The organism is Pantoea sp. B9002, assembly GCF_013385945.1.
In the GTDB taxonomy this organism is placed as follows: domain Bacteria; phylum Pseudomonadota; class Gammaproteobacteria; order Enterobacterales; family Enterobacteriaceae; genus Pantoea.
The window spans coordinates 114904-141821 of the sequence record NZ_JACAPA010000001.1; the positions used below are offsets into that span (position 1 = coordinate 114904).

Sequence of the window (26918 nt, forward strand, 5' to 3'; positions counted from 1 at the left end):
ACCATCGCGCCATACTTTTGCGGATAAAAATGGCAGCGAAATGAAATTTGTCTCTTTCAACATCAACGGCTTGCGTGCGCGTCCTCATCAATTAGCCGCGCTGGTTGAACAGCATCAACCCGATGTCATCGGCTTGCAGGAAACCAAAGTGCATGACGATATGTTCCCGCTCGAGGACGTCAGCAAACTGGGTTATCACGTGTTTTATCACGGACAGAAAGGTCACTACGGCGTCGCGCTGCTGACCAAAGCTGAGCCTGTCAACGTCTCCCGCGGTTTTCCTGGCGATGAGGAAGATGCACAGCGTCGTTTGATCATGGCAAAAATCCCGAGTCCGATTGGCGATATCACGGTGATCAACGGTTATTTCCCGCAGGGTGAAAGCCGCGACCATCCCACCAAGTTCCCGGCGAAAGAGAAGTTTTATCGCGATCTGCAAAGCTATCTTGAGCAACAGCTAGCCGTCGATAAACCGGTGTTGATCATGGGTGACATGAATATCAGCAGCACTGATTTTGACATCGGCATTGGTGAAGATAATCGTAAGCGCTGGCTGCGTACCGGAAAATGCTCGTTCCTGCCTGAAGAGCGCGAGTGGATGGATCGCTTGCTTAAGTGGGGTTTGGTTGATACCTGGCGCGATAAATTCCCGGAAACCAATGATCGTTTCTCATGGTTTGATTACCGCTCGAAAGGCTTTGACGACAATCGTGGTCTGCGCATCGATCTGCTGCTGGCAAGCCAGCCGCTCGCCTCGCGCTGTATTGAGAGTGGCATCGATTACGATATCCGCAGCATGGAAAAACCGTCGGATCACGCCCCGGTTTGGTCGACGTTTAAACTGTGATGAAGCAGCGTGGCGTCAAACGCCACGCGCTTTTATTTGATGATCTTCCAGATAAGCGGATTGGTTCCTAATACCTTTTCGTCCCTTGCGCACTGCAACAACACGCCTTCTGCTTTCACCACTGCACCTTCAGAATAACTGCGGTTCTCATAGGTACAGCACTGCATGCAGTTGCTTTGACGATTGTTTTGCCCTTGTGTCCACACTTCTGGCGGCAGATCCACCACCACATCGGTATTGCCCATACGATTGTTTTCCGGCTGGCGGTTGGCCAGCGCCGAGGTGCTGCATAACAACAATCCGCCCAGCAACATCATTGCATAACGCATCACTCTGTCTCCTTGGCTTTGCGACGAGCCGTTTTCGGTTTGGCTTTCTTTTTGGCCCCAGGCGCAGTCAATCCGCGAAAGGCCTGTAGCGACGGTCGCTGGCGTGCTTCACCAATCAGCCCAATCAAGGTGCTGACCAGCGGCTGCATAAACTCATCATAGCGACAAGACTTCTCACTGATACGGGTAAGCGTCGATTCCCATTGCGCCGTCATATCTGGCCGGGCGGCCATTTCTGGCAGCGCATGGATCAATGCCCTACCCGCATCCGTCGAATGAATATAGCGGCCTTTTTTCACCAGGAAAGTGCGGCGGAACAGCAATTCGATAATGCCCGCACGCGTTGCTTCCGTTCCTAAACCATCGGTTGCACGCAGCACTTTCTTTAATTCTTTATCCTGCACAAAGCGGGCGATGCCGGTCATCGCAGACAACAGTGTCGCATCGGTAAACGGACGCGGCGGTTGCGTCTGCTTCGGCAGCACTTCGCCGCGCTCGCACAGCAGCTCATCGCCTTTAGCAACGACCGGCAGCGGCGTGCCATCGTTCTCCTCGTCACGCTCTTTGCTGCCGAGCAGCGCACGCCAGCCGGCTTCGGCCAGAAAACGCGCTTTGGCGATAAATTTTCCGCCGCCGATATCAAGATCAATAACGCATTTGCGGAACACCGCATCCGGACAAAACTGCATCAGATACTGGCGGGCGATCAGGCCGTAAATATTGGCTTCATTTTCGGTCAGACTAACCTTACTGGCTCGCGCGGTGGGAATGATGGCATGGTGCGCATCGACCTTTTTATCGTCCCAGCAGCGGTTCTTCTGATCGGGATTGAAATCCGCTGGCGGTGTCAGATTGGGCTGATGCGCCTGAATGGCGTTCAACACCGCATGGCGTCCGGCAAAGTGCTCATCGGGCAGATAGCGACTATCGGAACGCGGATAGGTGATCAGCTTGTGGGTTTCATACAGCCGCTGACAGCAATCCAGTACATTTTGCGCGCTGAGGCCAAAGCGCTTGCCGGCTTCGATCTGCAAGCCAGAAAGCGAAAATGGCAGCGGTGCAGTATCCGACTCGCGTTTGTCGTTATATCCGGTGACCAGCGCCGGCTTACCGTTGATGCGCTCAAGCACGTGATCTGCCAGGGGACGATGCAGCAAACGGCCCTCTTCATCCTGCCACGGCTCACAGGCGTCGCTCGGCACCCAACTGGCGACAAAGCGTTCATCTTTGGGCGTGACAATGTGCGCTTTAACTTCGAAATAGTCCTTCGGGATAAAGTTCTCGATCTCTTCATCGCGGCGCACCACCAGACCAAGCACCGGCGTCTGCACGCGGCCAACCGACAGCACGCCATCGTAACCGGCGTTACGGCCCAGCAAGGTAAAAGCGCGCGTCATATTGATGCCGTAGAGCCAGTCGGCGCGCGCACGCGCTAATGCAGACACACACAGCGGAATGAATTCGCGGTTCTCACGCAAGCGCCCAACCGCGCGTTCAACCGCCGAGGGATTGAGATCGTTAATCAGGCAGCGCTGCACCGTTTTGCGTTTCTCTGGCGCGAGCTGCAGGTAATCCAGCACTTCATCCACCAGCAGTTGACCTTCACGATCGGGGTCACCCGCATGCACCACCATACTGGCTTGTTGCAGCAGGCCTTCAATCACTTTTAACTGCTTCGCCACGGAAGGACGCGGCTGCAAGCGCCATTTTTCCGGAATAATCGGTAAATCAGCCAGATTCCAGCGCGCATAACGGCTGTCATAACTGTCGGGCTGCGCCTGCTCCAGCAGGTGCCCAACACACCAGGTCACAACCTGGTCATTCCCGCAGGCAATATAGCCGTCTCCGCGTCGATGCGGTTTCGGCAACACGTCGGCAATCGCACGCGCTAAGCTGGGTTTTTCGGCAATAAACAAACGCATGGATGGCGTCGTTCCTTAACGTCAGGTAACTACGGTAATCAGTGGACGATCGGCTTCGGCGGCAAAAAGTTCGCCAATCGACGTTGCTTGCACGCCTGCTGCAGAGGCGCAGCGCTGGAACGCATCAATGGCGCTGGGTTGAACCGCCACCAGCAGACCGCCGGAGGTTTGTGGATCGCACAGCAGCGCGCGGGTGGCGTCATCAAGCGGTGAAATCTGCTCGCCATAGCTGGCGAAGTTGCGGCTGGTGCCACCAGGCACCGCTCCTGCAGCGATATAGTCATCGACGCCCGCCAGACGCGGTACCTGCGCCGCAATCACTTCGGCACGCAATCCTGAACCCTGACAGATTTCACTTAAATGGCCGAGCAAGCCAAAACCGGTGACATCGGTCATGGCGCTGACGCCCGCCAGTTTGGCGAATTCCGCTCCGGCTTTATTCAGCTGGCACATTACATCGGCGGCCAGCGACTGGTGTTCAGGCCGCAGCAGGCCTTTTTTTTCAGCGGTGGTAAGAATGCCAATGCCTAATGGTTTGGTGAGGAAGAGATGACAACCAGCCTGCGCCGCGCTGTTCTTTTTCACGCGCGCCACATCGACGATACCGGTCACGGCCAGGCCGAAGATCGGCTCGGGTGCATCAATCGAATGGCCGCCTGCCAGAGCGATTCCCGCCGCCTGACAAGCGGCACGCCCACCTTCCACCACCTGCTGCGCCACTTCCGGACTCAGTACATTCACCGGCCAACCTAAAATAGCGATCGCCATGATCGGTTTCCCGCCCATCGCGTAGATATCGCTGATGGCGTTAGTGGCGGCGATACGACCAAAGGTAAAAGGATCGTCGACGATCGGCATAAAGAAGTCGGTGGTGCTCACCACCGCGCTACCGTTGCCGAGATCGTATACCGCGGCGTCATCACGCGTTTCATTGCCCACCAGCAGTTGTGGATCGTGAAACGGGCTGAGCTCACTGCGCAGAATGGTTTCCAAAACCTGCGGCGAAATTTTGCACCCGCAACCCGCACCGTGGCTGTATTGCGTTAAACGAAGAGGTTCACTCATGGCGACTTCCTTATGCGATGAACAGAAGGCGCTATGTTAGCCTGGCTGTCAGTGGGTAGTAAGTGTTGCACGACCTAACCTCGATCTTTCGCACAGGCTCTGTGCAATCTTTGCAACGGCGCCTAAACTGCCGCAAAAGTCCAGCATTGTCTGTCAGAAATAACTGACAAACTGCGCGGTATCCGGCGCAACCACGGTGGTGTTGGCTTTCAACTGCGGCGTGCCAAGATAGAGGAAACCGACAATCGCATCCTGCTCGCGGCAGCCAAAGGCTTCGCGCACTGACGGATGATCGGTCCACGGGCCGCTACGCCAGATGCCGTTAAATCCTTGCGCCACCGCGGCCATCTGCATTGCCATCACTGCACAGCTGGCAGACGCCAGCTGCTCCCATTGCGGCACTTTGGCGTTCTCTTCACAATGCGCCACCACGGTGATGATCATCGGCGCGCGAAAAGGCGCGGAGGCCGCTTTGTCGATCGCCTTCTGCTCAAGGTTGCTGTCACGCGCGGCCTGTTCCAGCAAGTTAGCAAAGCGCTCGCGTCCCTCATTTTCGACAATAATGAAACGCCAGGGCTGCAATGTGCCGTGATCGGGGGCGCGCATCGCGGCGTGCAGAATATTTTGCAACGCTTCACCCGCCGGAGCCGGTTCTGCCAGACGTGACGCCGAGCGGCGATTAACTAATAAATCCAATGCATCCATTATTCTTCTCCCGTGAATAAAAAAGCGTGGGCTAATCCTGGCACAGCACGATCTTTTGTAACAGTCTGGCGCGATTTCCTGCTGACTTTTCGCACGCCGCTCTTTAGGATGAACCCGACATCGGGGCAGACCGCGTGCTGGCTGCCCTGCTACGTGAATATGGAGAGTTTATGCGCACTTTGTGGCGAATTATTTCCGGTCTGTTCCGTTGGACCTGGCGGGTACTGAATTTTATTCGGGAATTTATTCTTAATTTATTTCTTATTGTTTTGATCCTGGCGGGCGTCGGGATTTGGCTGCAGGTATCCAGTTCCAACAGCAGTGAACCTGTACAGCAAGGCGCATTGAAAATCGATCTGAGCGGAGTGCTGGTCGATAAACCTTCCGTCAGCAATCGTCTGAGTCGTATCAGCCGTCAACTGTTAGGCGCCAATAGCGATCGCCTGCAGGAGAATTCCCTGTTCGACGTCGTCGATGCGATCCGCCAGGCAAAAACCGATAAAAATATCACTGGCATCGTGCTGGAGCTGCGTGACTTTGCCGGTGGCGATCAACCTTCGCTGCAATATGTGGGTAAAGCACTGCGCGAATTCCGTGACGCTGGCAAACCTATTTATGCGGTCGGCGACAGCTACAGCCAGGCGCAATACTACATCGCCAGCTACGCCAACAAGGTGTATCTCTCACCTCAGGGCACGGTCGATCTACACGGTTTCGCCACCAATGGTCTCTACTACAAGACTTTGCTGGAAAAGCTGAAAGTTAACTCGCATGTCTTCCGCGTAGGCACGTATAAGTCGGCGGTTGAGCCGTTCCTGCGTGACGATATGTCACCGGAAGCGCGCGACGCTGATGGGCGCTGGATCGGCCAGCTGTGGCAGAATTACCTGAATACTGTGGCAGCCAATCGTCAGATCACACCAGAACAGCTGTTCCCGGGTGCAGCCGGCATTATTAGCGGCCTGCAGGCGGTACAAGGTGATACCGCGAAATATGCGCTGAACAATAAGTTAGTGGATGTGCTGAATACACGTGCAGCCGCCGATCAGGAACTGGTGAAAACCTTTGGCTGGGACAAGGCAAATAACGATTACCGCAGCGTGAGTATCTACGATTACACCGTTAAACAGCCGCCGCAGAGTCAGGATGGCAATATCGCCGTGATCCTTGCCAGCGGTGCGATTATGGACGGTGAAGAGAGCGCTGGAAACGTCGGCGGTGATACCACGGCGTCGCAAATCCGCGATGCGCGTCTGGATCCTAAAATCAAAGCCATTGTGTTGCGTGTCAACAGCCCAGGCGGCAGCGTCACAGCATCGGAAGCCATTCGTGAAGAGCTGGCGGCAGCCCACGATGCGGGTAAACCGGTGGTGGTCTCGATGGGCGGCATGGCGGCTTCCGGCGGTTACTGGATTTCAACGCCTGCTGATTACATCGTGGCGGCACCAAGCACGCTAACCGGTTCCATCGGTATCTTTGGCGTGATTAACACCGTTGAAAACAGCCTGAGTTCGGTGGGTGTGCATACTGACGGCGTCGCCACATCGCCGCTGGCGGATGTCGCCACCACCAAAGCGCTGCCAACCGAAGTGCAGCAGCTGATGCAGCTAACCATTGAGAATGGCTATCGTAATTTCGTGGGCCTGGTGGCGACCTCGCGTCACAAAACGCCTGATGAGATCAATGCGATTGCGCAGGGCCACGTCTGGACCGGTAGCGATGCCAAAGCCAATGGTTTGGTCGATGCGTTGGGTGACTTTGACGATGCCGTGGCGAAAGCCGCTGAGCTGGCGAAAGTCGCTAAGCCGGAGTTGAGCTGGTATCAGGATGATCCGGGCATGATCGATCTGCTGTTGAATCAGATGAACGCGTCGGTTCAGGCGGTATTGCCGGCAGCGCTGAAAGTCTGGCTGCCTGCGCCGATGCTGGACGTAATGAGCGCAATGAAACAGCAACCTGGCTTACTGAATAACCTCAACGATCCGCAAAATCGCTACGCTTTCTGCCTCAACTGCGGCAACGTACGCTAATCTTTACAGCCCGGCCGCTGGTCGGGCTGCTTTTCGTTGGCAATCCCCTTATACTGCGCGTTTTACGGCAAGTCTGAGTTCCTTCATGCAAAAGAAAAATATCTACGTAGCCTACACCGGCGGCACCATCGGGATGCAGCGCTCTGCGCAGGGCTACATTCCGGTATCTGGTCATCTGCAGCAGCAGCTGGCAAACATGCCCGAATTCCATCGGCCTGAAATGCCGGATTTCACCATCCATGAATATCAGCCGCTGATGGATTCCTCGGACATGACGCCGCAGGATTGGCAATCGATTGCGAACGATATTAAGCAAAACTACGATCGCTACGATGGCTTTGTGATTTTGCATGGTACCGACACCATGGCCTTCACCGCTTCGGCGCTCTCCTTTATGCTGGAGAATCTCGCTAAGCCGGTGATTGTCACCGGCTCGCAAATTCCCCTGGCAGAATTGCGCTCTGATGGGCAGCAAAACCTGCTGAACTCGCTGTACGTGGCGGCCAATTATCCGATCAGTGAAGTTGCCCTGTTCTTCAACAACACGCTGTTCCGCGGCAACCGTACCACCAAGGCGCATGCTGACGGCTTTAATGCCTTCGCGTCACCCAACCTGGCGCCCTTGCTGGAAGCGGGCATCCATATCCGTCGATTAAACACCCCGCCCGCCCCGCAAGGTCACGGCGAGCTGATTGTGCATCCGATTACGCCACAGCCGATTGGCGTGGTGACGATTTATCCGGGTATCTCTGCCGACGTGGTGGGCAACTTTCTGCGTCAGCCGGTGAAAGCCTTGATCCTGCGTTCTTACGGCGTTGGCAACGCGCCGCAAAATGCTGAGTTCCTTTCGGAACTGCAACAGGCCAGCGATCGCGGCATCGTGGTGGTGAATCTGACGCAGTGTATGTCCGGCAAAGTGAATATGGGCGGCTATGCCACCGGCAATGCGCTTGAGCATGCGGGCGTGATCAGCGGTTTTGATCTCACCGTGGAAGCCACATTAACCAAACTGCATTTTTTATTGAGTCAGAACCTTACCAGCGCGGAAATTCGTGCCAAAATGCAGCAGAATTTACGCGGCGAACTGACTGAAGATTGATACGGAGCGAAACCAATGAAGCGGGCATTGATAATCATCGATATTCAGAACGATTTTTGCCCCGGCGGCCCAATGGCGGTGCGTGAGGGTGACCAAACGGTTGCCGTCGCCAATCGATTTGCGCGTGAGTTTCACGATCGGGGGGAATGTGTGGTGGCATTGCAAGACTGGCATCCAGCCAATCACGGCAGTTTCGCCTCGATCTCCGGTGAGCCGGTTTACACGCTGGGCGAATTAAACGGTTTAGCGCAGATCTGGTGGCCCGATCACGGTATTGAGAACTCTGTCGGGGCGGATTTCCATCCCGATCTCGATCGCTCTCTGATTGATGCCGTGTTCCATAAAGGGGGCGATGTTGAGGTGGATAGCTACAGCGCCTTCTTTGATAACGGCCATCGACGCAAAACAGAACTCGACAGCTGGCTGCGCGAGCGCGGCATTAGCGATTTAGTGATGTTGGGTATTGCGACCGATTACTGCGTCAAATACAGCGTGCTGGATGCGCTGGAGTTAGGTTACAACGTGGAGGTGGTTAAAGAGGGCTGCCGCGGTGTGAATCTGAATCCGGATGACAGTGAAATCGCTTTCGCTCAGATGGAAGCACAAGGTGCGGTATTAATCTGAAAATAAGGGGCTGGTGAGAACCAGCCCTTTTGATTTTTAGTGCAGATTGATGCGCGTGACATCGGGCTCAATGCCGAACTCTTCTTTCAGCTGTTTCTTCGATTTCATCACCATATCCCCACCTTTGCTGATGGTCATATGTTGCGGATCGTCATTGTGGCGAGCCTGCCATAACATCACCAGCTGCAGGCAATTCTCTTTCTGCTCTGGCGTCAGCGCAACGCCATCTGGCCATTTGCCGATTTCAACCGCCGTGGAGAGTCGCTCGTACACTTCCGGCGTCATCGCCTCCAGCATCGCTTCCAGTTCCTGTTTCATGCTTAGCCCTCTTGCTGATTGCCCTGCTCATCCGTGAAGTTTAGCGAGGCGGAGTTCACGCAGTAGCGCTCGCCGCTCGGCTGTGGGCCATCCGGGAACACATGTCCCAAATGCGCATCGCAGTTGCCACAACGAATCTCAACCCGGTGCATGCCGTGTGAATCATCTTCCAGATAGCGGATAGCGTCGTCACTGTAAGGCTGATAAAAACTTGGCCAGCCACAGCCTGAATCGTATTTGGTTTCGGAGAGAAACAGCGGCGAATTACAAACTAAGCAGTGGTAAATCCCTTCCTGCTTGTTGTGCAGCAAGGCGCCCGAGAAAGGGGGCTCCGTTCCACGATGCTGAGTGACATAGCGCTGCATTTCGGAAAGCTGCGCGATTTTTGCGTCGGGTGCAGTGTCTTTAGCCATTTTGAGTTCCGGAGTGTCATTCTGAAAAAATCGACTAGTATTCTAACAAACGTACAACATCTATCGGGTCTTTTTTCGTGCTAACGCATCCGACATCTGTTCCACAGCACGATTTTGTGATGGCGATCACCCTTTGCAAAAGTCATCCCTTTTCAGCCCGCATTCGGCGTAACATAGGCGCGCAATAAGGGTGCTGCGTAAGCGATTGCGCAACGAATTATTCCTGGTGTTGGAATTGACCTGTCGCAACAATTGACACGATTCCGCTTGACGCCTGGTAAGGTTTTTGTAATTTTACAGCCAACCTTTTATTCACTAACAAATAGCTGGTGGAATATATGACTATCAAAGTAGGTATTAACGGTTTTGGCCGTATCGGTCGCATCGTTTTCCGTGCTGCGCAGCAGCGTTCTGACATCGAAATCGTCGCGATCAACGATCTGCTCGACGCCGATTACATGGCATACATGCTGAAGTATGACTCTACTCACGGTCGTTTTGACGGCACTGTAGAAGTGAAAGACGGTGCACTGATTGTTAACGGTAAGAAAATCCGTGTTACCGCTGAGAAAGACCCGGCTAACCTGAAGTGGGACGAAGTGGGTGTTGACGTTGTTGCTGAAGCGACCGGTATCTTCCTGACCGACGAAACTGCACGTAAACACATCACCGCTGGCGCGAAGAAAGTGGTTCTGACTGGTCCATCTAAAGACAGCACCCCGATGTTCGTACGTGGCGCTAACTTTGACAAATATGCTGGCCAGGACATCGTTTCTAACGCGTCTTGCACCACCAACTGCCTGGCTCCACTGGCTAAAGTTATCAACGACAACTTCGGTATCGTTGAAGGTCTGATGACCACCGTTCACGCAACTACCGCTACTCAGAAAACCGTTGATGGCCCGTCTCATAAAGACTGGCGCGGCGGCCGTGGCGCAGCGCAGAACATCATCCCATCTTCTACCGGTGCAGCTAAAGCAGTTGGCGTTGTTCTGCCAGAGCTGAACGGCAAACTGACCGGTATGGCGTTCCGCGTTCCTACTCCAAACGTGTCTGTTGTTGACCTGACTGTTCGCCTGGAAAAACCAGCGACTTACAAAGAAATTTGTGCAGTGATCAAAGCTGAGTCAGAAGGCAAAATGAAAGGCGTTCTGGGCTACATCGAAGACGACGTGGTTTCTACCGACTTCAACGGCGAAACCCTGACTTCAGTATTCGATGCTAAAGCAGGTATCGCTCTGAACGACAACTTCGTGAAACTGGTTTCCTGGTACGATAACGAAACTGGCTACTCACACAAAGTTCTGGATCTGATTGCACTGGTTGCTTCTAAGTAAGCTAACCGGCTAAACAGACAAGGGGTGACTTCGGTCGCCCCTTTTTTTCGACTGGATAAAAGAGAAGGTCTGACCATGCAAGATACGCTTTATACCCTTCCGGTAGTGAATCAAATCACCCCTTATCTGTCACAACGTCAGCTGGGTGATTTGCCGATTGTGGTGATCAGCCATCCCAAAGTGCGTGCGGCGATTGCTCTACAAGGCGCGCATCTGCTTTCGTGGCAACCCAGCGGCCAAAAACCGGTGATTTGGCTCAGTGAAAAGACCCCGTTTACCACGGGTAAAGCAATCCGCGGCGGCGTGCCGATTTGCTGGCCATGGTTTGGTCCTGCAGGTGAACCGGCGCACGGTTTTGCACGCAATATGCCATGGACGCTGACCGCCCATGACGAAAACGAAGATGCGGTATTGCTGACGTTTACGCTGGAAAGCAACGCACAAACTAAAAAGCTGTGGCCACACGATTTCACCCTGCTCGCTCGCTTCCGGATTGCCGAACATTGTGAAATTGAGCTGGAAGCCTACGGCGATTATGAAGCCACGGCAGCGCTGCACAGCTACTTCCAGATTGCGGATATCGCGCAGGTCGAAGTGAGCGGATTGGGTAACAGCTTTATCGATAAGGTTAACGATAATGCTGTTGGCGCATCAGACGGCAAGCAGACCTATCCAAACCGCGTGGATCGTATTCACACTGCAGCGGATGATTGCAGCGTGATTCACGATAAAGCGGGCAAACGCCAGATCGAGGTCTATCACCATTATCAGAGTGACGTTGTCACGTGGAACCCAGGTCCAGAGTTGTCATGCAGCATGGGTGATATGCCAAATGAAGGCTACAAAACCATGGTGTGCGTCGAAACTGCGCGTATTAGCAAGCCGTTAAAAAGTGCGGGCGAATCCCCTGCGCGTTTGGGCACCACGATTCGTATCGTCAATAAGTAATAAGATGCGGTGCCGTTGCGCCGCTAAACCACATCCAATGCAGTTTTGGATTGTGGCGCAGGAAACGTCCGATCGATGATGCTCAGCTCTTCATCCGTCAGATTGATGCTAAGCGCGGCCGCGTTTTGCTGCACATGTGAAACGCTGCTGGTTTTAGGAATAGCCAAAACGCCTTGCTGACGTATCACCCAGGCCAGCAGCACTTGCGCCACGCTAATGCCCTTCTGTTGTGCAATTTGCTGAAGATGCGCATCGTCAAACAGCGCCTGTCGCAGTCGTCCAGCCTGTGCCAGCGGGCAATAGGCCATAATCGGCATCTCGCGCTGCTGACACTGCGGCAACAGATCATACTCAATCCCGCGCGACGCTAAGTGGTACAGCACCTGATTGGTTAAACAGGCCTTGCCGCCGGGCTCATGCCACAGCTCCAGCATATCGTCATGGTCAAAGTTCGAGACGCCCCAGTGGCGGATTTTGCCCTGCTGCTGCAAGGATTCCATCGCGCGGATGGTTTCTTCTAAAGGCACATTGCCCCGCCAGTGCAGCAGGTAGAGATCGAGGTAATCGGTTTGCAGACGGCGCAGGCTGCGCTCGCAGGCCTCGATAGCATCGACTTCACCGGCATTCCAGGGATACACCTTCGATACCAGCCAGGCTTGATCGCGACGTCCACGTAACGCTTCACCAACCACTTCTTCGGCACCGCCTTCCGCATACATCTCTGCCGTGTCGATAACCTTGAGTCCGAGATCTAATCCCGCCTGCAGTGCCGCTACTTCCTGGCTGCGCAGCGCTGCGCTTTCACCCATATACCAGGTTCCCTGGCCGATAGCGGGTAAAGCAGATTCACCGTGAAATTGAATAGTCTTCATCACTCCTCCTGTTGCGCTAAGTTGGGGCTCTGGATTGGTGCAATGTAAGAAAAACGCCTCATTACGAGGCGTTTATTTGATCATCAGAAGCTGTAACTGATGCCGGTCCAGAGTGTGAACTGGCCACTCTTATCGACCATCGGGCTGTCTTTGATTTCGCTGTCGAAGCGCGTGTAACGACCTGACAAGCTGGCGTTCCAGCTTTGGCTGATTTGGTAGCTGGCATTCATCTCAACATACGGCGACCAGCTGTCGTCAGGATGATACTCAGAGATGCCGGTACGCGCGCTTTCATGAGAGGAAACACCGTAGTAATAACGGTTCTGATTGGCGCTGTTCCACATGGCACCAATGCCCGGCGTCAGGCTGAATGCGCCGAAATCGAAGCGATATAAATAGGTGAGATCCCAGATCAACCCATTACTGTTATTGAGCACATCACCCAGCAAAGCGGTGCGCACGATGCCCCAATCGGCAACATGGCGATAATTGGCGCCGGCCATCAGCGTCATACGGCGCTTATCCAGCGCTTTCATGTCACCCAAATCGTTGTCTTTCGGATCGTACTGCTGCGGCGATCCCAGCACCGTCAGCGACAGCTGATTCTGCGGGTCTTTCCACAGGTAATAGCCGCCTTGCAAGCTGCGGAACCAGAAGTTTTCACCTTCATAATTAATCACCGGAATAGGCAGATAGCGGTCTTGTCCGCCCCGATAAGGTGACTGCGCATAAATCACCGAAGCGCCAAGAGATAAGGGTTCTGCATGAGTGCCGAACGCCGCAAAATAACAAGGAACAGCCAGAGCAAGCGCTTTAAGTTTGAATTGGTTCACAATTTATTCAGTCCATTAATATAACAATCACACGCAGAGTCTAACCAAATTTTTGCTATCGGTTAACGTTTAATGATGCTCTGTAACCGGCTTAGCGAAATATTCTGAGTGGCTGCATCGCTCTCGCGGCTTAGGTTGATTGCCTCAGTGCTTATGAGACTTTGTTATTGATATATCGCTGAATAAGGAGAAAAGTGGCTGCAGGTTTTCTGAATGCCTTCTACAGTTAAATGTATGACGAGACTTTTTTGTACGAGCAGAGTAACCATAAGTATTGTGTATCCCGATAAAAAAACGTCAGGTTGGCATAAGGGTTGCTGTACTCAATAAAGAATATCTTCCGGGAGCTGCTACAAACTTTTATTACGCTCCTTTACCTGTGCTAAAAACGAAAGGACGGGCATCGCTATGAATATATTCGATCACTATCGTCAGCGTTATGAAGCTGCCAAGGACGAAGAGTTCTCATTGCAGGAATTCCTCGCCATCTGTAAACAGGATCGCAGTGCATACGCCAACGCTGCCGAGCGACTTTTAATGGCCATCGGTGAGCCGGTGATGGTTGACACTGCGCAAGAGCCACGCCTTTCCCGCATCTTCTCCAACCGCGTCATGGGACGCTACCCGGCCTTTGAAGAGTTTTATGGTATGGAGGAAGCGATTGAGCAAATCGTCTCCTATCTGAAACACGCCGCGCAGGGTTTGGAAGAGAAGAAACAGATCCTTTACTTACTGGGCCCGGTGGGTGGCGGTAAATCCTCCCTGGCTGAGCGCCTGAAAGCACTGATGCAGCGTGTGCCGATCTATGTGCTGAGCGCCGACGGCGAGCGCAGCCCGGTAAACGACCATCCACTCTGCCTGTTTAACCCGCAGGAAGACGCCAATATTCTGGAAAAAGAGTATGGCGTGCCGCGGCGTTATCTTGGCACCATCATGTCGCCTTGGGCGGCGAAACGCCTGCATGAGTTTGGCGGCGATATTACTCGCTTCAAAGTGGTGAAAGTGTGGCCGTCAATTCTGGAGCAAGTAGCAATTGCCAAAACAGAACCTGGCGATGAGAACAACCAGGATATCTCTGCGTTGGTCGGTAAAGTTGATATCCGCAAACTGGAAAATCACGCGCAAAACGATCCTGATGCTTACGGCTATTCAGGTGCCCTTTGCCGCGCAAACCAAGGCGTGATGGAATTCGTTGAGATGTTTAAAGCACCGATTAAAGTGCTACATCCGCTGCTGACCGCCACGCAGGAAGGTAACTACAACGGTACCGAAGGGATCTCTGCCCTGCCGTTCAACGGCATCATTCTGGCGCACTCTAACGAATCAGAATGGGTCACCTTCCGTAATAACAAAAACAATGAGGCCTTCCTCGACCGTGTTTACATCGTCAAAGTGCCTTATTGCTTACGCGTTTCCGAAGAGATCAAGATCTACAACAAACTGTTGGATCACAGTGAGTTGACCACTGCGCCATGCGCGCCGGGCACGCTGGAAACCCTGGCCCGCTTCTCGATTCTGTCGCGTTTGAAAGAGCCGGAAAACTCCAGCATCTACTCGAAAATGCGCGTTTACGATGGCGAGAGCCTGAAAGATACCGATCCAAAAGCGAAATCCTGGCAGGAGTATCACGATTACGCGGGTGTTGATGAGGGCATGAACGGCCTTTCAACCCGCTTCGCGTTTAAAATCCTGTCGCGCGTGTTCAACTTTGACCATGCCGAAGTGGCGGCCAACCCGGTGCATCTGTTCTACGTCCTGGAGCAACAAATTGAGCGCGAGCAGTTCCCACAGGATCAAGCCGAGAAGTATCTGGAGCACCTGAAAGGCTACCTGATTCCGAAATACGCCGAGTTTATCGGTAAAGAGATTCAGACCGCGTATCTGGAGTCCTACTCTGAATACGGTCAGAACATCTTTGATCGCTACGTCACCTACGCTGATTTCTGGATTCAGGATCAAGAGTACCGCGATCCTGACACCGGACAGCTGTTTGACCGCGAATCGCTGAACGCCGAGCTGGAAAAGATCGAGAAACCTGCCGGGATCAGTAACCCGAAAGATTTCCGTAACGAGATTGTCAACTTTGTGCTGCGTGCCCGTGCGCAGAACAGCGGACGCAATCCGAACTGGACCAGCTACGAAAAACTGCGCACGGTCATCGAGAAGAAAATGTTCTCGAACACCGAAGAGTTGCTGCCGGTGATTTCGTTTAATACCAAAACTTCAACGGACGAGCAGAAAAAACACGATGATTTTGTCGATCGCATGATGGAAAAAGGCTATACCCGCAAGCAAGTACGCCTGCTGTGCGAGTGGTATCTGCGCGTGCGTAAATCTTCATAATCGTTATCTGTAAGCGTCGCGGCGCTACGGTGCTGCAACAGGAGGCCGGGTTTTCCCGGCCTAAGCTTGCAATGCAGTTTGGGGGATTTTTATGGCCTATTTTATCGATCGGCGTCTCAACGGTAAGAATAAAAGCGCCGTCAATCGGCAGCGCTTTCTGCGCCGTTATAAGTCGCAAATCAAGCAATCGATCTCCGAGGCCATCAATAAGCGTTCGGTGACCGATGTCGAGAGCGGCGAATCGGTCTCGATTCCAATTGACGATATCAATGAACCGAGTTTCCATCAGGGTCGCGGCGGCAGTCGCCATCGCGTGCATCCTGGGAACGACCATTTCGTGCAAAACGATCGCATTGAACGTCCGCAAAGTGGCGGCGGAGGCGGCGGTAGCGGCCAGGGCAACGCCAGTCAGGATGGTGAAGGCCAGGACGAATTCAGCTTCCAGATATCTAAAGATGAATATCTCGATCTTCTGTTCGAAGATTTGGCACTGCCGAACCTGCGCAAGAATCAGCATCGTCAGTTAAACGAGTACAAAACCCATCGCGCGGGCTACACCTCAAACGGTACGCCGGCTAACATCAGCGTGGTGCGCTCGCTGCAGAACTCGCTGGCACGTCGTACGGCGATGACGGCGGGTAAACGCCGCATGTTAAACGAACTGGAAGCCACGCTAACCGAAGTGGAAAACAGCGAACCGGCGCAGTTACTGGAAGAGGAGCGTTTACGTAAAGAGATCGCTGAGTTGCGCGCGCGCATCGATCGCGTGCCGTTTATCGACACCTTTGACCTGCGCTACAAAAACTTCGAGAAGCGACCAGAACCTTCCAGCCAGGCCGTGATGTTCTGCCTGATGGACGTGTCAGGTTCGATGGATCAGGCCACCAAAGATATGGCGAAGCGTTTCTACATTCTGCTGTATCTGTTCCTGAGCCGTACTTACAAGAACGTCGACGTGGTTTATATTCGCCATCACACTCAGGCGAAAGAGGTCGACGAACAGGAGTTCTTCTACTCGCAGGAAACGGGCGGCACCATTGTTTCCAGTGCACTGAAGTTGATGGATGAAGTGGTTAAAGAGCGTTATGACCCGTCACAGTGGAACATTTACGCGGCGCAAGCGTCGGATGGTGATAACTGGGCCGATGATTCGCCGCTCTGCCACGAGATCTTAGCCAAACATATTCTGCCGGTTGTGCGTTATTACAGCTACATCGAGATCACGCGCCGCGCGCACCAGACCTTGTGGCGCGAGTATGAACATCTGCAGGCGATGTTTGATAACTTCGCAATCCAACATATTCGCGAGCCAGAAGACATCTATCCGGTATTTAGAGAACTTTTCCACAAACAGGCTGCAGAAGCCTGAGTCTATAAGCCGGTCACTGACCGGCTTTTTCTTTGCAGCAGCCCCGCTCACTTCGCGCCATTTCCTGTTGTTTTTTCATACAAATTTAGCTGTATATGGGATGCGGCCCCACAGAATGAAAAAATGTGCAATTAAGCGCTGACAAGCTATTGATAAGGCATTATCTTTCCACCTTGTCTGTGTGAATCCCCCGCAGTTTGTCTTTTTTGCCCCGCCGCAGGAGAACGCCGTTGAATACCAGCATGATTTACAGTTTGTTCATTATTGGGTCCGTGCTGGTAGCAGCAAGTATTTTGCTCAGTTCCTTTTCATCACGCCTTGGCATTCCGATTCTGGTGATCTTCCTGGCTCTCGGCATGTTGGCCGGCATTGATGGCATCGGTGGCATCGCCTTTGATAACTATCCCGTCGCCTATCTGGTCTCTAACCTGGCTTTAGCCATCATCTTGCTCGATGGCGGAATGCGCACCAAAGCGTCTTCGCTAAAGGTAGCGCTCGGCCCGGCATTATCGCTGGCGACCGTCGGCGTGATGATCACCGCAGGTTTAACCGGCGTTGCCGCTGCCTGGCTGTTTAAGCTCGATCTGATGCAGGGCTTTCTGATTGGCGCGATTATTGGTTCTACCGATGCTGCCGCCGTGTTTTCGCTGCTGGGTGATAAAGGCCTCAACGAACGTGTCAGCTCCACGCTGGAGATTGAATCTGGCAGCAACGACCCGATGGCGGTGTTTCTCACCATCACGCTGATCGACATGATCCAGCAAGGCCAGTCCGGCCTGAGCTGGATGTTCGTGGTGCATCTGGTGCAGCAGTTTGGTCTCGGCATCGTATTGGGCCTTGGCGGCGGCTGGGCGCTGCAGCAGCTGATCAATCGTATCAATCTGGCGCAGGGTTTATATCCGCTGCTGGCGGTGAGTGGCGGCATCATCGTGTTTGCGTTAACCACCGTGATGGAAGGCAGCGGCATTCTGGCGGTGTATCTGTGCGGCTTCCTGCTGGGCAACAGCCCGATTCGCAACCGCCACGGTATTTTGCAAACCTTTGACGGCATGGCATGGCTGAGCCAAATCGGCATGTTCATTGTGCTGGGCTTGCTGGTGACACCGTCCGATTTGTGGCACATCGCGGTGCCGGCGATGATTCTGTCGCTGTGGTTGATTCTGGTGGCGCGCCCATTGTCGATTCTGGTTGGTCTGTTACCGTTCAAAGGCTTCACCGGACGCGAACGTATCTTCATCAGTTGGGTAGGCTTACGTGGCGCAGTACCAATCATCCTCGCCGTATTCCCAATGATGGCCGGGCTGGAGAACGCCAAGCTCTACTTCAACATCGCCTTCTTTGTGGTGCTGGTGTCGCTGATGCTGCAAGGCACCTCGCTGGGCTATGCCGCGAAGCGCGCCAAAGTGGTGGTGCCGCCCACTGCCTCGCCGATTAGCCGGGTTGGGCTGGATATTCATCCGGAGAATCCGTGGGAGCAATTCATCTATCAGCTGAGCGCCGACAAATGGTGCGTTGGCGCAGCGCTGCGTGATTTGCAGATGCCGCGCGAAACCCGCATCGCCGCCCTGTTCCGGGATAACGCGTTAATGCATCCCAACGGCAATACGCGCCTGAAAGAAGGCGATGTGCTGTGCGTGATTGGCCGTGAACGCGATCTCCCCGCCTTAGGTAAAATGTTCAGCCAATCGCCGCCGGTATCGCTGGATCAACGCTTCTTCGGCGACTTTATTCTGGATGCAGAAGCGCGGTTGCGCGACGTGGCGCAAATCTATGGGCTGGAGTTAGATGAACAGACCAACGATCAGCAGTCATTAGGACAGCTGGTGATGAGTTTACTCGGCAGCACGCCGGTGGTTGGCGATCAGGTGGAATGGAAGCAGTTAACCTGGACGGTGGCAGAAAAAGAAGATAATCAGATTGTGAAGGTCGGCGTGCGCGTGAGCGAAGACAAGGATTAATCCGAGGCTTTATCGCTCGTAAACTGCGTGTGAACGACTATGCTCACTATTCAACCCAGTTAATACGGGAGAATATAATGGGACGCGTGGTGAAGATTGGTCAATATGAAATCGTTGATGCAGAGTTCAATAGTGACAATGGCGACACTGTCAGTATTCCCTGCCATACCAATCCCGGCCTGAGTGACCAACTCGACGGCTGGGATGTGGATACCAGTGTACCGGCATGGATTGATGAAGAGGCTGTCGATCTGCAAATCGGACACTATGACAAGCAGCAGGACCTGTGGGTACTAAAAAAACCCGCCTGACCAACTGGCGCCGCCATTGATGGAAATGGCGGTCATTCCGAAAGTTTGTCTTAAAATGAAGCGTTATATTCGCGATTAATTAACTTTTAACCTTATATTTCAATTAAATAGCCTGTTATTTCTTTAGTCATTTATTTCCTTTTCAGACTATTTCCATATTAACTCTGTCAAATAACTCCTGCATACTCTTAAACGTTGCTGCAGCTTTTCGTGACGTGCATCACGTCTCAAACGGTCCTTTCCTTGCAGCGCTTATGGCAGCACTGACTTATATCTCGCTGAAAGAATTATTCTTTCCATTTTTCAGCGGACCACTCCTGAGCGCGTACTTGATTCTGGTCAGGCCATCTTTTACTTAAGAAAAGAGAGCAGGTTTTATGGCAAGTACTTTGATAATGAATGATGCAACCCGCTCGTGGAGCGGACTGCGCAAAAACCTCATCGCAAAAGTCGCACTTAGTTTCTCGGATTTAATTGCATTAAATCTGGCATTGTTTTTATCTGCCGCCACCGTTCAAGGTATTTGGGGCGAACTGGATACCTTTATTCCGCCTCAGCAGATTGAATACCGGTTTATTGCCCAATTTAGCCTTTCTATTCTTTGCACCGCCTGGTTCTGGGTGCGTATGCGTCACTACACTTATCGCAAGCCGTTTTGGTTTGAACTGAAAGAAGTGATTAAAACCCTGTTCGTTTTCTCTCTGCTTGATCTGGCGTTGATTGCCTTTTCAAAATGGGACTTCTCGCGCATGGTTTGGGTGTTCAGCTGGACTTACGCCCTGCTGCTGCTGCCGCTGATGCGTGCCGTGGTAAAACGCGCCATTAACCGCGCAGGTCAGTGGCAGAAGGAAACCATCATCATTGGTTCCGGTAAAAATGCCATGGAAGCCTATGCGGCGCTGCAGAGCGAGGAGATTCTCGGTTATAACGTGCAGGCGTTTATCTCGCTGGATGATGACCAACAGCATGAGAAGGTTAATGGCGTTCCGGTGATCACCTGGAAAGACATCAACTGGCAAACCATGGACCGTGACAACACGCAATTTATCGTCGCCACCGAATTTGAGCAGCAAGTGGTGCGCGATAAATGGCTGAAGTTCCTGTCCAAAATGAAGTGCCGTTCGATTTCCGTGATCCCAACGCTGCGCGGCGTGCCGCTGTATGGCACCGACATGTCATTCATCTTCAGCCATGAAGTGATGATTTTACGCGTCAGCAATAACCTGGCGAAACGCTCTTCGCGCTTCCTGAAACGCACCTTCGATATCGTGGTGGCATCAATGCTGCTGCTGTTCCTCGGACCGGTATTTGGACTGCTGTGTGCGATGGTAAAACGTGACGGCGGCAATGCGATTTATGGCCATGAACGCGTTGGGCAAGATGGCGTGAAGTTTAAGTGCCTGAAGTTCCGCTCGATGGTGACCAACTCGCAGGAAGTGCTGCAAAATCTGCTGGCAACCAGCGAGGAAGCGCGTGCCGAATGGGATCGTGATTTCAAACTGAAAAACGATCCGCGTGTGACCAAAATTGGCAACTTCCTGCGCAAAACCAGCCTTGATGAGCTGCCACAGTTGTGGAACGTGATTCGTGGTGAAATGAGTCTGGTCGGTCCGCGTCCGGTGATTGAAGCAGAACTGGAGCGTTATGCCGGTGATGTGGATTACTACCTGATGGCGAAACCGGGCATGACCGGCTTGTGGCAGGTCAGCGGACGTAACGACATCGACTACGATACGCGCGTCTACTTCGATTCCTGGTACGTGAAAAACTGGGCGTTGTGGACTGACATTGCGATTCTGTTCAAAACCGCTGGCGTAGTGGTTCGTCGCGACGGCGCTTACTAATACCCTCGAGGCGATGCCTGTGCACTTCGGCAGGCATCGCTTTTTTATCCCTTTCTTTTTCCCCTAAGAGTCATTACCCTTCCGGATTGTTTAACAGGTCGTCCGGTTCGTAATGCAAAAATTCACCTTAATACTTCTTAGCCTGGTGCTGCTGGCGCCGCTTGGCATTGATCTCTACCTCCCTACATTGCCGCAAATCGCCGAAGGTCTTAACAGCCCGGTGAGCCTCATCCAAATCACTATTCCCCTGTTTTTATTGGTGATGGGCATCGGCCAATTGATCACCGGTCCGCTGGTGGATAATTTTGGTCGTAAGCCGCTTGCGTTGATTGGCCTCGCGCTTTATATCATTGGCAGCGCGATTGCCGCCACGAGCACGCTGTGGCCTGTGTTCTTCCTCGCCCGCATCATTCAGGGCTGTGCCGTGTGCTGCACTGCTGTTGTGGCCTTCAGCGGCGTGCGTGACCGTCTCAGTGGCGAGGATGCCGCACGCGCTTACGGCTTTCTCAATGGTGCGCTGAATATCGTTCCCGCGCTGGCGCCACTGCTGGGTGGGATCCTCGCCGAAGCCTACGGCTGGCGGATGCCGTTCTGGTTCCTGTGCGGCTATGCGGTGGTGATTGGGCTGATTGTGCTGCTGTGGCTGCCAGAAACGCGTCCAGCGGACACCTTACGCGTTAAAGGTTTACCGCTGGCGCAGTACGCTGCTATCGCCCGTGAACCGCGCTTTCTCGCCTTTGCCTTTGCTAACGCCGGCGCGCTGGGCATGGTGCTGACCTATGTGTCGCTGGCGCCGCACGTGCTGATGACCGAAGGCGGCCTGACGCCGCTGCAATTCTCCTTCGCCTTTGGCGCCAACGGTTTTTGGATCATGCTGGTCAGCGCGTTCGTGAACAAAACCATTCGCAAAGCGGGACGCCCGTTCTGCCTGGCGATGGGTTTCGCCACCATGTTGATTGGCGCGATTCTGCTGATGATGGGCACCACGCTGTTGCCGGCGGCGTGGCAAAACCATTGGGCGCTGTACATGATTCCCGTAGCGGTTTCCGTTGCCGGCCTGGCGTTCACGGTCGGTCCCGCCACCAGCTACGCGCTGGAGCCGTATCAGCAGCAAGCGGGCGTGGCCTCAGCACTGCAGGGATTTATTCAGATGGCGTGTGGTGCGGGCGGCAGCATGGCAATCGTGGCATTGCCCGTTGCGGAGAAGTCGTCACTGGCATTGATGATGCTGCTGGGTGCAGCGCTGGCGATGACCGCCTGGCGCTGCAGTAAGAAAATGCACGGTCGCGTGACCGCGCTTAAATAACCTCAACCGGAACGCGTGGCGCGAGCGCACACATCAGCTCGTAGCCCACCGTTCCGGCGGCTTTTGCCACCTCATCGATCTTCACCTGATTGCCCCACAGCTCCACCTTCGAACCGATGCCGGCCTGCGGGCAAGGTTCCAAATCGATCATCATCATGTCCATGGAGATGGCGCCCAGCGTTTGCGTGCGAATGCCATCCACGCTGACTGGCGTGCCGGTGGGTGCGTGACGTGGATAACCGTCGGCGTAGCCACAGGCGACGATGCCGATACGCTGCGTGCCGCTGGCGTGATAGCGATAACCGTAACCCACGCCATCACCCGCATTCAGTTGTTGCACGCCAATGATTTCGCTGGTGAGCGTCATGACCGGCTGCAATCCGGTGCTGGCGATATCCTGCCAGTCGCCGCTCGGTGACGCGCCATAGAGAATAATGCCGGGACGCACCCAGTCAAAATGCGCTTCAGGATGCCACAGCGTAGCCGCAGAGTTAGACAGAGAACGCGGACAATCGAGCCCTTCCGCCGCCAGTTCGACGCGCTTCATCGGCTCAACTAATCCTTGCGGATTCTCTGCATCAGCGAAGTGCGCCATCAACGTCATTGCACCGACGTTCGGCAAAGCACGCAGTTTTTGCCACGCCGCATAAGCCTGCTCAGGACGGAAACCAAGCCGGTTCATGCCGCTGTTGATTTTGAGATAAACATCAACCGGTGCCGACAGCTGCGCTTTTGCCAGCGCCTGAATCTGCCAGTTGCTGTGCACGCTGGTGGTGATGCGATAGCGATCGATCAACGCTAAATCGTCGGCATGGAAGAAACCTTCCAGCAGCAGGATCGGTTTTTTCCAGCCCTGCTCACGCAGCAGGATCGCCTCTTCCATATTCAGCAGCGCGAAACCATCGGTTTCCGCCAGGCTTTGCCACACGCGAGCCACACCGTGACCATACGCATTGGCTTTCACCACCGACCAGACGCGTGATTGCGGGGCCGCCCGGCGAACAACGGCCAGATTATGACGCAGTGCCTGTTGATTGATGGTGGCACCGGTTGGACGTGACATGCTTTTACTCTCCCTGAGGTCTCAGCGCGCCGCGCTGGCGTTACGCAGCGGCGAAGAATGTGGCTCAAAACCTGGCAGGTAGCGCAGCACTGACAAATCATCTGCGGCAATCGCCGGTTTCTGACCGGAAATTAAATCAGCCAGAAGCTGACCGGAACCACAAGCCATCGTCCATCCCAGCGTACCGTGACCGGTATTGAGATAGAGATTGGAGAGCGGCGTGCGCCCGACAATCGGCGTACCGTCTGGCGTCATCGGACGCAATCCGGTCCAGAACGTGGCCTGTTCGACAAATCCGCCTTCAGGATAGAGATCGCGGACCACCATCTCCAGCGTTTCGCGTCGTGCCGGCAACAGTTTGGTGTTAAAACCAACAATTTCTGCCATGCCGCCCACGCGAATGCGATCGTCAAAGCGCGTCACCGCCACTTTGTAGGTTTCATCGAGGATGGTGGAAACCGGTGCGGCGTCAGAATTCTTGATAGGAATCGTCAGCGAATAGCCTTTCAACGGGTAAACCGGGATGGCGAGCATGTCTTTCAGCAGCGCGGTTGAATAGGAACCGAATGCCACCACGTAAGCATCGGCTTTAATCACCTCATCGCCGCACTTCACGCCATAAATGCGATTGCCCTCACGCAACAACTGATCAACCGAGGTGTTGTAGCGGAAGGTCACGCCCGCCGCCGCTGCCATCTCAGCCAGACGTTGAGTGAACAGTTGGCAGTCGCCGGTTTCGTCGTTAGGGAGACGCAAACCGCCGGTGAGTTTATGCGCCGTGGCCGCCAGCGCGGGTTCGACATTTTTGAGCTGATGCGCTTCCAGCAACTCATAGGGAACGCCCGCATCACGCAGCACGGCGATATCTTTGCTGGCACTTTCGAACTGTTGCTGAGTGCGGAATAGCTGCAGCGTGCCGCCCTGCCGACCTTCATAAGCAATGCCGGTGCTGGCGCGCAGCGTTTTCAGGCAGTCGCGGCTGTACTCCGCGATGCGCACCATGCGGCTTTTATTCTCTTGATAGTGCTGCATGTCGCAGTTACGCAGCATATTCCACATCCATTCCAGCTGGAACTTGCTGCCATCGAGACGAACCGCCAGCGGCGCGTGACGCTGGAACATCCATTTGACCGCTTTCAGCGGAACACCCGGCGCCGCCCAGGGCGCCGCATAGCCCGGTGAGATCTGTCCCGCATTACCGGCGCTGGTTTCCAGCGCGGCGGCAGGTTGACGATCGATAACCGTGACCTCATGTCCGGCCTGCGCCAGATACCATGCGCTCGCTACCCCAACGACACCACTACCAAGAATCACTACGCGCATAAGCCCCTCGTCGCAGCAAAAGAATAATTAACTATCAACCAAGCCCAAGGCAGCATAACCCGACCGCCACTTAAATCTTACATTCGACCGACTTATTTCACATGTTTTTTACCTGACTGCACACTGAAATCATGCAAGAGAGCCAAAATCAGGATTTTTTATGCCTTAAATCCCTTAATCAGCCATTTATTATGCGGAGGGCAGCGGTTTTGACTTTTTTCAGGAGAAAGCGCCGCAGTCATACAATCCACTTATAAACAGAGCATTGTTCTGCAAAATGCAACAAAACCAACACTTGTCATCAGTATCGGCTTAACTAACGCTTTTTGAATGATTTTCTGCCAAAAGAATTCGATTGAGATTCAGTTTCGGATAGGCGACAGTGGACTATCATTGAAGTGTTCGCTCAGTTTTATTGGGCCATCTTTACTCAGGATGAGGCCTTAAACGATCGTGACAGGTGATTCCTGCCGCTTGCAAAACAGAGGTGCGCTATGACGACAATCTTTGACGAGCCAACCCGCAACAGTAAACGACTCAGTGATGGTCCCGACTGGACCTTCGAACTGCTGGATGATTATCTGGCGGAAATTGACCGCGTAGCCAAAAGTTACGGACTGGAAACCTATCCGCACCAAATTGAAGTGATCACCTCCGAGCAGATGATGGATGCCTACTCCAGCGTGGGTATGCCGATCAACTATGCACACTGGTCGTTCGGCAAGAAATTCATCGAAACGGAACAGCGCTACAAGCATGGTCAGCAAGGTCTGGCGTATGAGATCGTCATCAACTCTAATCCATGTATCGCCTATTTGATGGAAGAGAACACCATGACCATGCAGGCGCTGGTGATGGCGCACGCCTGTTACGGTCACAACTCTTTCTTTAAAAATAACTATCTGTTCCGCAGCTGGACCGATGCCAGTTCCATTGTGGATTACCTGCTGTTTGCGCGAAATTACATTACCGACTGCGAAGAGCGCTATGGCGTGGAGGAGGTTGAGCGGCTGCTCGATTCCTGCCATGCGTTGATGAACTACGGTGTGGATCGCTATAAGCGTCCGCAGAAAATTTCGCTGCAGGAAGAGAAAGCTCGCCAGCAGAGCCGCGAAGAGTATTTGCAGAGTCAGGTGAATACGCTGTGGCGTACCCTGCCGCGTAAAGAGAAGGAGTCGGTGCACGTTGAGGCATCGCGCTACCCTTCTGAACCGCAGGAAAACCTGCTCTATTTCATGGAAAAAAATGCGCCGCTGCTGGAATCCTGGCAACGTGAAGTGCTGCGCATTGTTCGCAAGGTCAGTCAGTATTTTTATCCGCAGAAACAGACGCAGGTAATGAACGAAGGCTGGGCTACGTTCTGGCACTACACCATCCTTAATCATCTGTATGACGAAGGCAAAGTGTCGGAACGTTTCATGATGGAGTTCCTGCACAGCCACACCAACGTGGTGTATCAGCCGCCGTATAACAGCCAATGGTATAACGGCATCAACCCGTATGCGCTGGGCTTCGCGATGTTCCAGGACATCAAACGTATCTGTCAGACACCGACCGAAGAAGATCGCTACTGGTTCCCGGACATTGCCGGTTCCGACTGGCTGAAAACCATGCATTTCGCCATGCGCGAATTTAAGGACGAGAGCTTTATCAGCCAATTCCTGTCACCAAAAGTGATGCGTGATTTCCGCTTGTTCACGGTGATGGATGATGACCGTAACAATTTCCTCGAAATTGCGGCGATCCATGATGAAGCAGGTTATCGCGCCATTCGTCAGCAGCTGTCGGCGCAGTACAATCTGAGCAATCTGGAACCTAACATTCAGGTCTACAATGTGGATTTGCGTGGCGACCGCTCATTGACGCTGCGTTATGTGCCGCAACAGCGTGCGCCACTCGATAAGAGCCGCAAAGAAGTGTTGAAGCATGTGCACCGTTTGTGGGGCTTTGATGTGATTCTGGAGCAACAGAATGAAGACGGCAGCGTCGAGTTGCTGGATCGTTCGCCCACGCGCGGCCCAACGCTGTAAGGCAAAAAAAACCGGACTGTCGAAGTCCG

The 26918-nt window shown here is 53.7% G+C and carries 23 protein-coding genes; 13 read left to right on the top strand and 10 right to left on the bottom strand.

Annotated features, from left to right (window positions below; genetic code table 11):
• Positions 1–40 precede the first annotated feature (40 nt).
• The gene (gene xthA / locus HX773_RS00525) at positions 41–847 is read left to right on the top strand and encodes an exodeoxyribonuclease III (RefSeq protein WP_176970008.1); all 807 of its coding nucleotides are present in this window, start codon (positions 41–43) and stop codon (positions 845–847) included.
• 32 nt (positions 848–879) lie between these two features.
• On the opposite strand, the gene HX773_RS00530 is transcribed toward xthA, so the two are convergent.
• The 4 genes from HX773_RS00530 to HX773_RS00545 all read right to left on the bottom strand — a co-directional run bounded on the left by HX773_RS00530 (position 880) and on the right by HX773_RS00545 (position 4868).
• Entirely contained in the window at positions 880–1176 is a 297-nt protein-coding gene (locus tag HX773_RS00530; RefSeq protein ID WP_176970033.1) for a YnjH family protein, read from the bottom strand.
• Positions 1176–3098, bottom strand: coding sequence for a DNA topoisomerase III (locus HX773_RS00535; RefSeq protein WP_176970009.1), 1923 nt, complete (start codon positions 3096–3098; stop codon positions 1176–1178). The genes HX773_RS00530 and HX773_RS00535 overlap by 1 nt, the downstream gene beginning before the upstream one ends.
• 21 nt (positions 3099–3119) lie before the next feature.
• On the bottom strand, positions 3120–4163 hold the full coding sequence (gene selD / locus HX773_RS00540; RefSeq protein WP_176970010.1) for a selenide, water dikinase SelD: 1044 nt from the start codon (positions 4161–4163) through the stop codon (positions 3120–3122).
• A 153-nt stretch (positions 4164–4316) separates the two neighbouring features.
• Positions 4317–4868: an NAD(P)H nitroreductase gene (locus tag HX773_RS00545; protein WP_176970011.1), complete on the bottom strand. Its 552-nt coding sequence runs from the start codon at positions 4866–4868 to the stop codon at positions 4317–4319.
• A gap of 170 nt (positions 4869–5038) precedes the next feature.
• Here HX773_RS00545 and sppA point away from each other — a divergent pair, with 170 nt between their 5' ends.
• The 3 genes from sppA (at position 5039) to pncA (ending at position 8621) form a co-directional block, all read left to right on the top strand.
• The gene (gene sppA / locus HX773_RS00550; RefSeq protein WP_176970012.1) at positions 5039–6898 is read left to right on the top strand and encodes a signal peptide peptidase SppA; all 1860 of its coding nucleotides are present in this window, start codon (positions 5039–5041) and stop codon (positions 6896–6898) included.
• An 85-nt stretch (positions 6899–6983) separates the two neighbouring features.
• Positions 6984–7997, top strand: a complete 1014-nt coding sequence (ansA, locus tag HX773_RS00555) for an asparaginase (protein WP_101764219.1) — start codon at positions 6984–6986, stop codon at positions 7995–7997.
• Positions 7998–8012: 15 nt separating this feature from the next.
• Complete coding sequence (gene pncA, locus HX773_RS00560) at positions 8013–8621, top strand: bifunctional nicotinamidase/pyrazinamidase (RefSeq protein WP_101764218.1); 609 nt, start codon at positions 8013–8015, stop codon at positions 8619–8621.
• A 36-nt stretch (positions 8622–8657) separates the two neighbouring features.
• Here pncA and HX773_RS00565 read toward each other — a convergent pair whose 3' ends face one another.
• Both HX773_RS00565 and msrB read right to left on the bottom strand, forming a co-directional pair.
• Complete coding sequence (locus tag HX773_RS00565; protein ID WP_101764217.1) at positions 8658–8939, bottom strand: YeaC family protein; 282 nt, start codon at positions 8937–8939, stop codon at positions 8658–8660.
• A 2-nt stretch (positions 8940–8941) separates the two neighbouring features.
• Positions 8942–9352, bottom strand: coding sequence for a peptide-methionine (R)-S-oxide reductase MsrB (gene msrB, locus HX773_RS00570; RefSeq protein ID WP_176970013.1), 411 nt, complete (start codon positions 9350–9352; stop codon positions 8942–8944).
• Between the two features lie 338 nt (positions 9353–9690).
• Between msrB and gapA the strand changes: the two genes are divergently transcribed.
• Both gapA and HX773_RS00580 read left to right on the top strand, forming a co-directional pair.
• Complete coding sequence (gapA, locus tag HX773_RS00575) at positions 9691–10689, top strand: glyceraldehyde-3-phosphate dehydrogenase (RefSeq protein ID WP_007889697.1); 999 nt, start codon at positions 9691–9693, stop codon at positions 10687–10689.
• A 75-nt stretch (positions 10690–10764) separates the two neighbouring features.
• Positions 10765–11637: a D-hexose-6-phosphate mutarotase gene (locus tag HX773_RS00580; RefSeq protein WP_176970014.1), complete on the top strand. Its 873-nt coding sequence runs from the start codon at positions 10765–10767 to the stop codon at positions 11635–11637.
• A 23-nt stretch (positions 11638–11660) separates the two neighbouring features.
• Here HX773_RS00580 and HX773_RS00585 read toward each other — a convergent pair whose 3' ends face one another.
• Together HX773_RS00585 and HX773_RS00590 are read right to left on the bottom strand one after the other, a co-directional pair.
• Complete coding sequence (locus HX773_RS00585) at positions 11661–12512, bottom strand: aldo/keto reductase (protein WP_370463573.1); 852 nt, start codon at positions 12510–12512, stop codon at positions 11661–11663.
• Between the two features lie 80 nt (positions 12513–12592).
• Positions 12593–13342 (bottom strand): MipA/OmpV family protein, encoded by a 750-nt coding sequence (locus HX773_RS00590; protein ID WP_176970016.1) that lies wholly within the window; start codon positions 13340–13342, stop codon positions 12593–12595.
• Between the two features lie 408 nt (positions 13343–13750).
• On the opposite strand from HX773_RS00590, the gene yeaG reads away from it, so the two are divergent.
• The 6 genes from yeaG (at position 13751) to HX773_RS00620 (ending at position 22473) form a co-directional block, all read left to right on the top strand.
• Positions 13751–15685, top strand: a complete 1935-nt coding sequence (yeaG, locus tag HX773_RS00595; RefSeq protein WP_008110364.1) for a protein kinase YeaG — start codon at positions 13751–13753, stop codon at positions 15683–15685.
• A gap of 91 nt (positions 15686–15776) precedes the next feature.
• On the top strand, positions 15777–17054 hold the full coding sequence (locus HX773_RS00600) for a YeaH/YhbH family protein (RefSeq protein ID WP_176970017.1): 1278 nt from the start codon (positions 15777–15779) through the stop codon (positions 17052–17054).
• Positions 17055–17284: 230 nt separating this feature from the next.
• A complete protein-coding gene (locus HX773_RS00605) occupies positions 17285–19012 on the top strand; it encodes a potassium/proton antiporter (RefSeq protein WP_101764211.1) in 1728 nt (575 codons plus the stop codon).
• Positions 19013–19089: 77 nt separating this feature from the next.
• Positions 19090–19323: a DUF1480 family protein gene (locus HX773_RS00610; protein WP_110866277.1), complete on the top strand. Its 234-nt coding sequence runs from the start codon at positions 19090–19092 to the stop codon at positions 19321–19323.
• Positions 19324–19700: 377 nt separating this feature from the next.
• Entirely contained in the window at positions 19701–21167 is a 1467-nt protein-coding gene (wbaP, locus tag HX773_RS00615; protein ID WP_008110368.1) for an undecaprenyl-phosphate galactose phosphotransferase WbaP, read from the top strand.
• A gap of 112 nt (positions 21168–21279) precedes the next feature.
• Positions 21280–22473 (top strand): multidrug effflux MFS transporter, encoded by a 1194-nt coding sequence (locus HX773_RS00620; protein ID WP_176970018.1) that lies wholly within the window; start codon positions 21280–21282, stop codon positions 22471–22473.
• Here the strand turns inward: HX773_RS00620 and dadX are convergent.
• Together dadX and HX773_RS00630 are read right to left on the bottom strand one after the other, a co-directional pair.
• Positions 22466–23536, bottom strand: coding sequence for a catabolic alanine racemase DadX (dadX, locus tag HX773_RS00625; protein WP_176970019.1), 1071 nt, complete (start codon positions 23534–23536; stop codon positions 22466–22468). The two genes, HX773_RS00620 and dadX, sit on opposite strands and share 8 nt — an antisense overlap.
• A gap of 21 nt (positions 23537–23557) precedes the next feature.
• Positions 23558–24859: a D-amino acid dehydrogenase gene (locus HX773_RS00630; RefSeq protein WP_176970020.1), complete on the bottom strand. Its 1302-nt coding sequence runs from the start codon at positions 24857–24859 to the stop codon at positions 23558–23560.
• Between the two features lie 494 nt (positions 24860–25353).
• Here HX773_RS00630 and HX773_RS00635 point away from each other — a divergent pair, with 494 nt between their 5' ends.
• Entirely contained in the window at positions 25354–26889 is a 1536-nt protein-coding gene (locus HX773_RS00635; RefSeq protein ID WP_176970021.1) for a SpoVR family protein, read from the top strand.
• Positions 26890–26918: the final 29 nt, after the last annotated feature.

What these genes read in the sequence shown, in the direction of transcription:
- dadX (WP_176970019.1), bottom strand. Translation starts at nt 23,536, where the DNA reads ATGTCACGTCCAACCGGTGCCACCATCAATCAACAGGCACTGCGTCAT.
- ansA (WP_101764219.1), top strand. Translation starts at nt 6,984, where the DNA reads ATGCAAAAGAAAAATATCTACGTAGCCTACACCGGCGGCACCATCGGG.
- HX773_RS00630 (WP_176970020.1), bottom strand. Translation starts at nt 24,859, where the DNA reads ATGCGCGTAGTGATTCTTGGTAGTGGTGTCGTTGGGGTAGCGAGCGCA.
- HX773_RS00535 (WP_176970009.1), bottom strand. Translation starts at nt 3,098, where the DNA reads ATGCGTTTGTTTATTGCCGAAAAACCCAGCTTAGCGCGTGCGATTGCC.
- HX773_RS00580 (WP_176970014.1), top strand. Translation starts at nt 10,765, where the DNA reads ATGCAAGATACGCTTTATACCCTTCCGGTAGTGAATCAAATCACCCCT.
- sppA (WP_176970012.1), top strand. Translation starts at nt 5,039, where the DNA reads ATGCGCACTTTGTGGCGAATTATTTCCGGTCTGTTCCGTTGGACCTGG.
- HX773_RS00600 (WP_176970017.1), top strand. Translation starts at nt 15,777, where the DNA reads ATGGCCTATTTTATCGATCGGCGTCTCAACGGTAAGAATAAAAGCGCC.
- HX773_RS00620 (WP_176970018.1), top strand. Translation starts at nt 21,280, where the DNA reads ATGCAAAAATTCACCTTAATACTTCTTAGCCTGGTGCTGCTGGCGCCG.
- selD (WP_176970010.1), bottom strand. Translation starts at nt 4,163, where the DNA reads ATGAGTGAACCTCTTCGTTTAACGCAATACAGCCACGGTGCGGGTTGC.
- yeaG (WP_008110364.1), top strand. Translation starts at nt 13,751, where the DNA reads ATGAATATATTCGATCACTATCGTCAGCGTTATGAAGCTGCCAAGGAC.
- wbaP (WP_008110368.1), top strand. Translation starts at nt 19,701, where the DNA reads ATGGCAAGTACTTTGATAATGAATGATGCAACCCGCTCGTGGAGCGGA.
- HX773_RS00610 (WP_110866277.1), top strand. Translation starts at nt 19,090, where the DNA reads ATGGGACGCGTGGTGAAGATTGGTCAATATGAAATCGTTGATGCAGAG.
- xthA (WP_176970008.1), top strand. Translation starts at nt 41, where the DNA reads ATGAAATTTGTCTCTTTCAACATCAACGGCTTGCGTGCGCGTCCTCAT.
- msrB (WP_176970013.1), bottom strand. Translation starts at nt 9,352, where the DNA reads ATGGCTAAAGACACTGCACCCGACGCAAAAATCGCGCAGCTTTCCGAA.
- HX773_RS00635 (WP_176970021.1), top strand. Translation starts at nt 25,354, where the DNA reads ATGACGACAATCTTTGACGAGCCAACCCGCAACAGTAAACGACTCAGT.
- HX773_RS00545 (WP_176970011.1), bottom strand. Translation starts at nt 4,868, where the DNA reads ATGGATGCATTGGATTTATTAGTTAATCGCCGCTCGGCGTCACGTCTG.
- gapA (WP_007889697.1), top strand. Translation starts at nt 9,691, where the DNA reads ATGACTATCAAAGTAGGTATTAACGGTTTTGGCCGTATCGGTCGCATC.
- HX773_RS00530 (WP_176970033.1), bottom strand. Translation starts at nt 1,176, where the DNA reads ATGCGTTATGCAATGATGTTGCTGGGCGGATTGTTGTTATGCAGCACC.
- HX773_RS00565 (WP_101764217.1), bottom strand. Translation starts at nt 8,939, where the DNA reads ATGAAACAGGAACTGGAAGCGATGCTGGAGGCGATGACGCCGGAAGTG.
- pncA (WP_101764218.1), top strand. Translation starts at nt 8,013, where the DNA reads ATGAAGCGGGCATTGATAATCATCGATATTCAGAACGATTTTTGCCCC.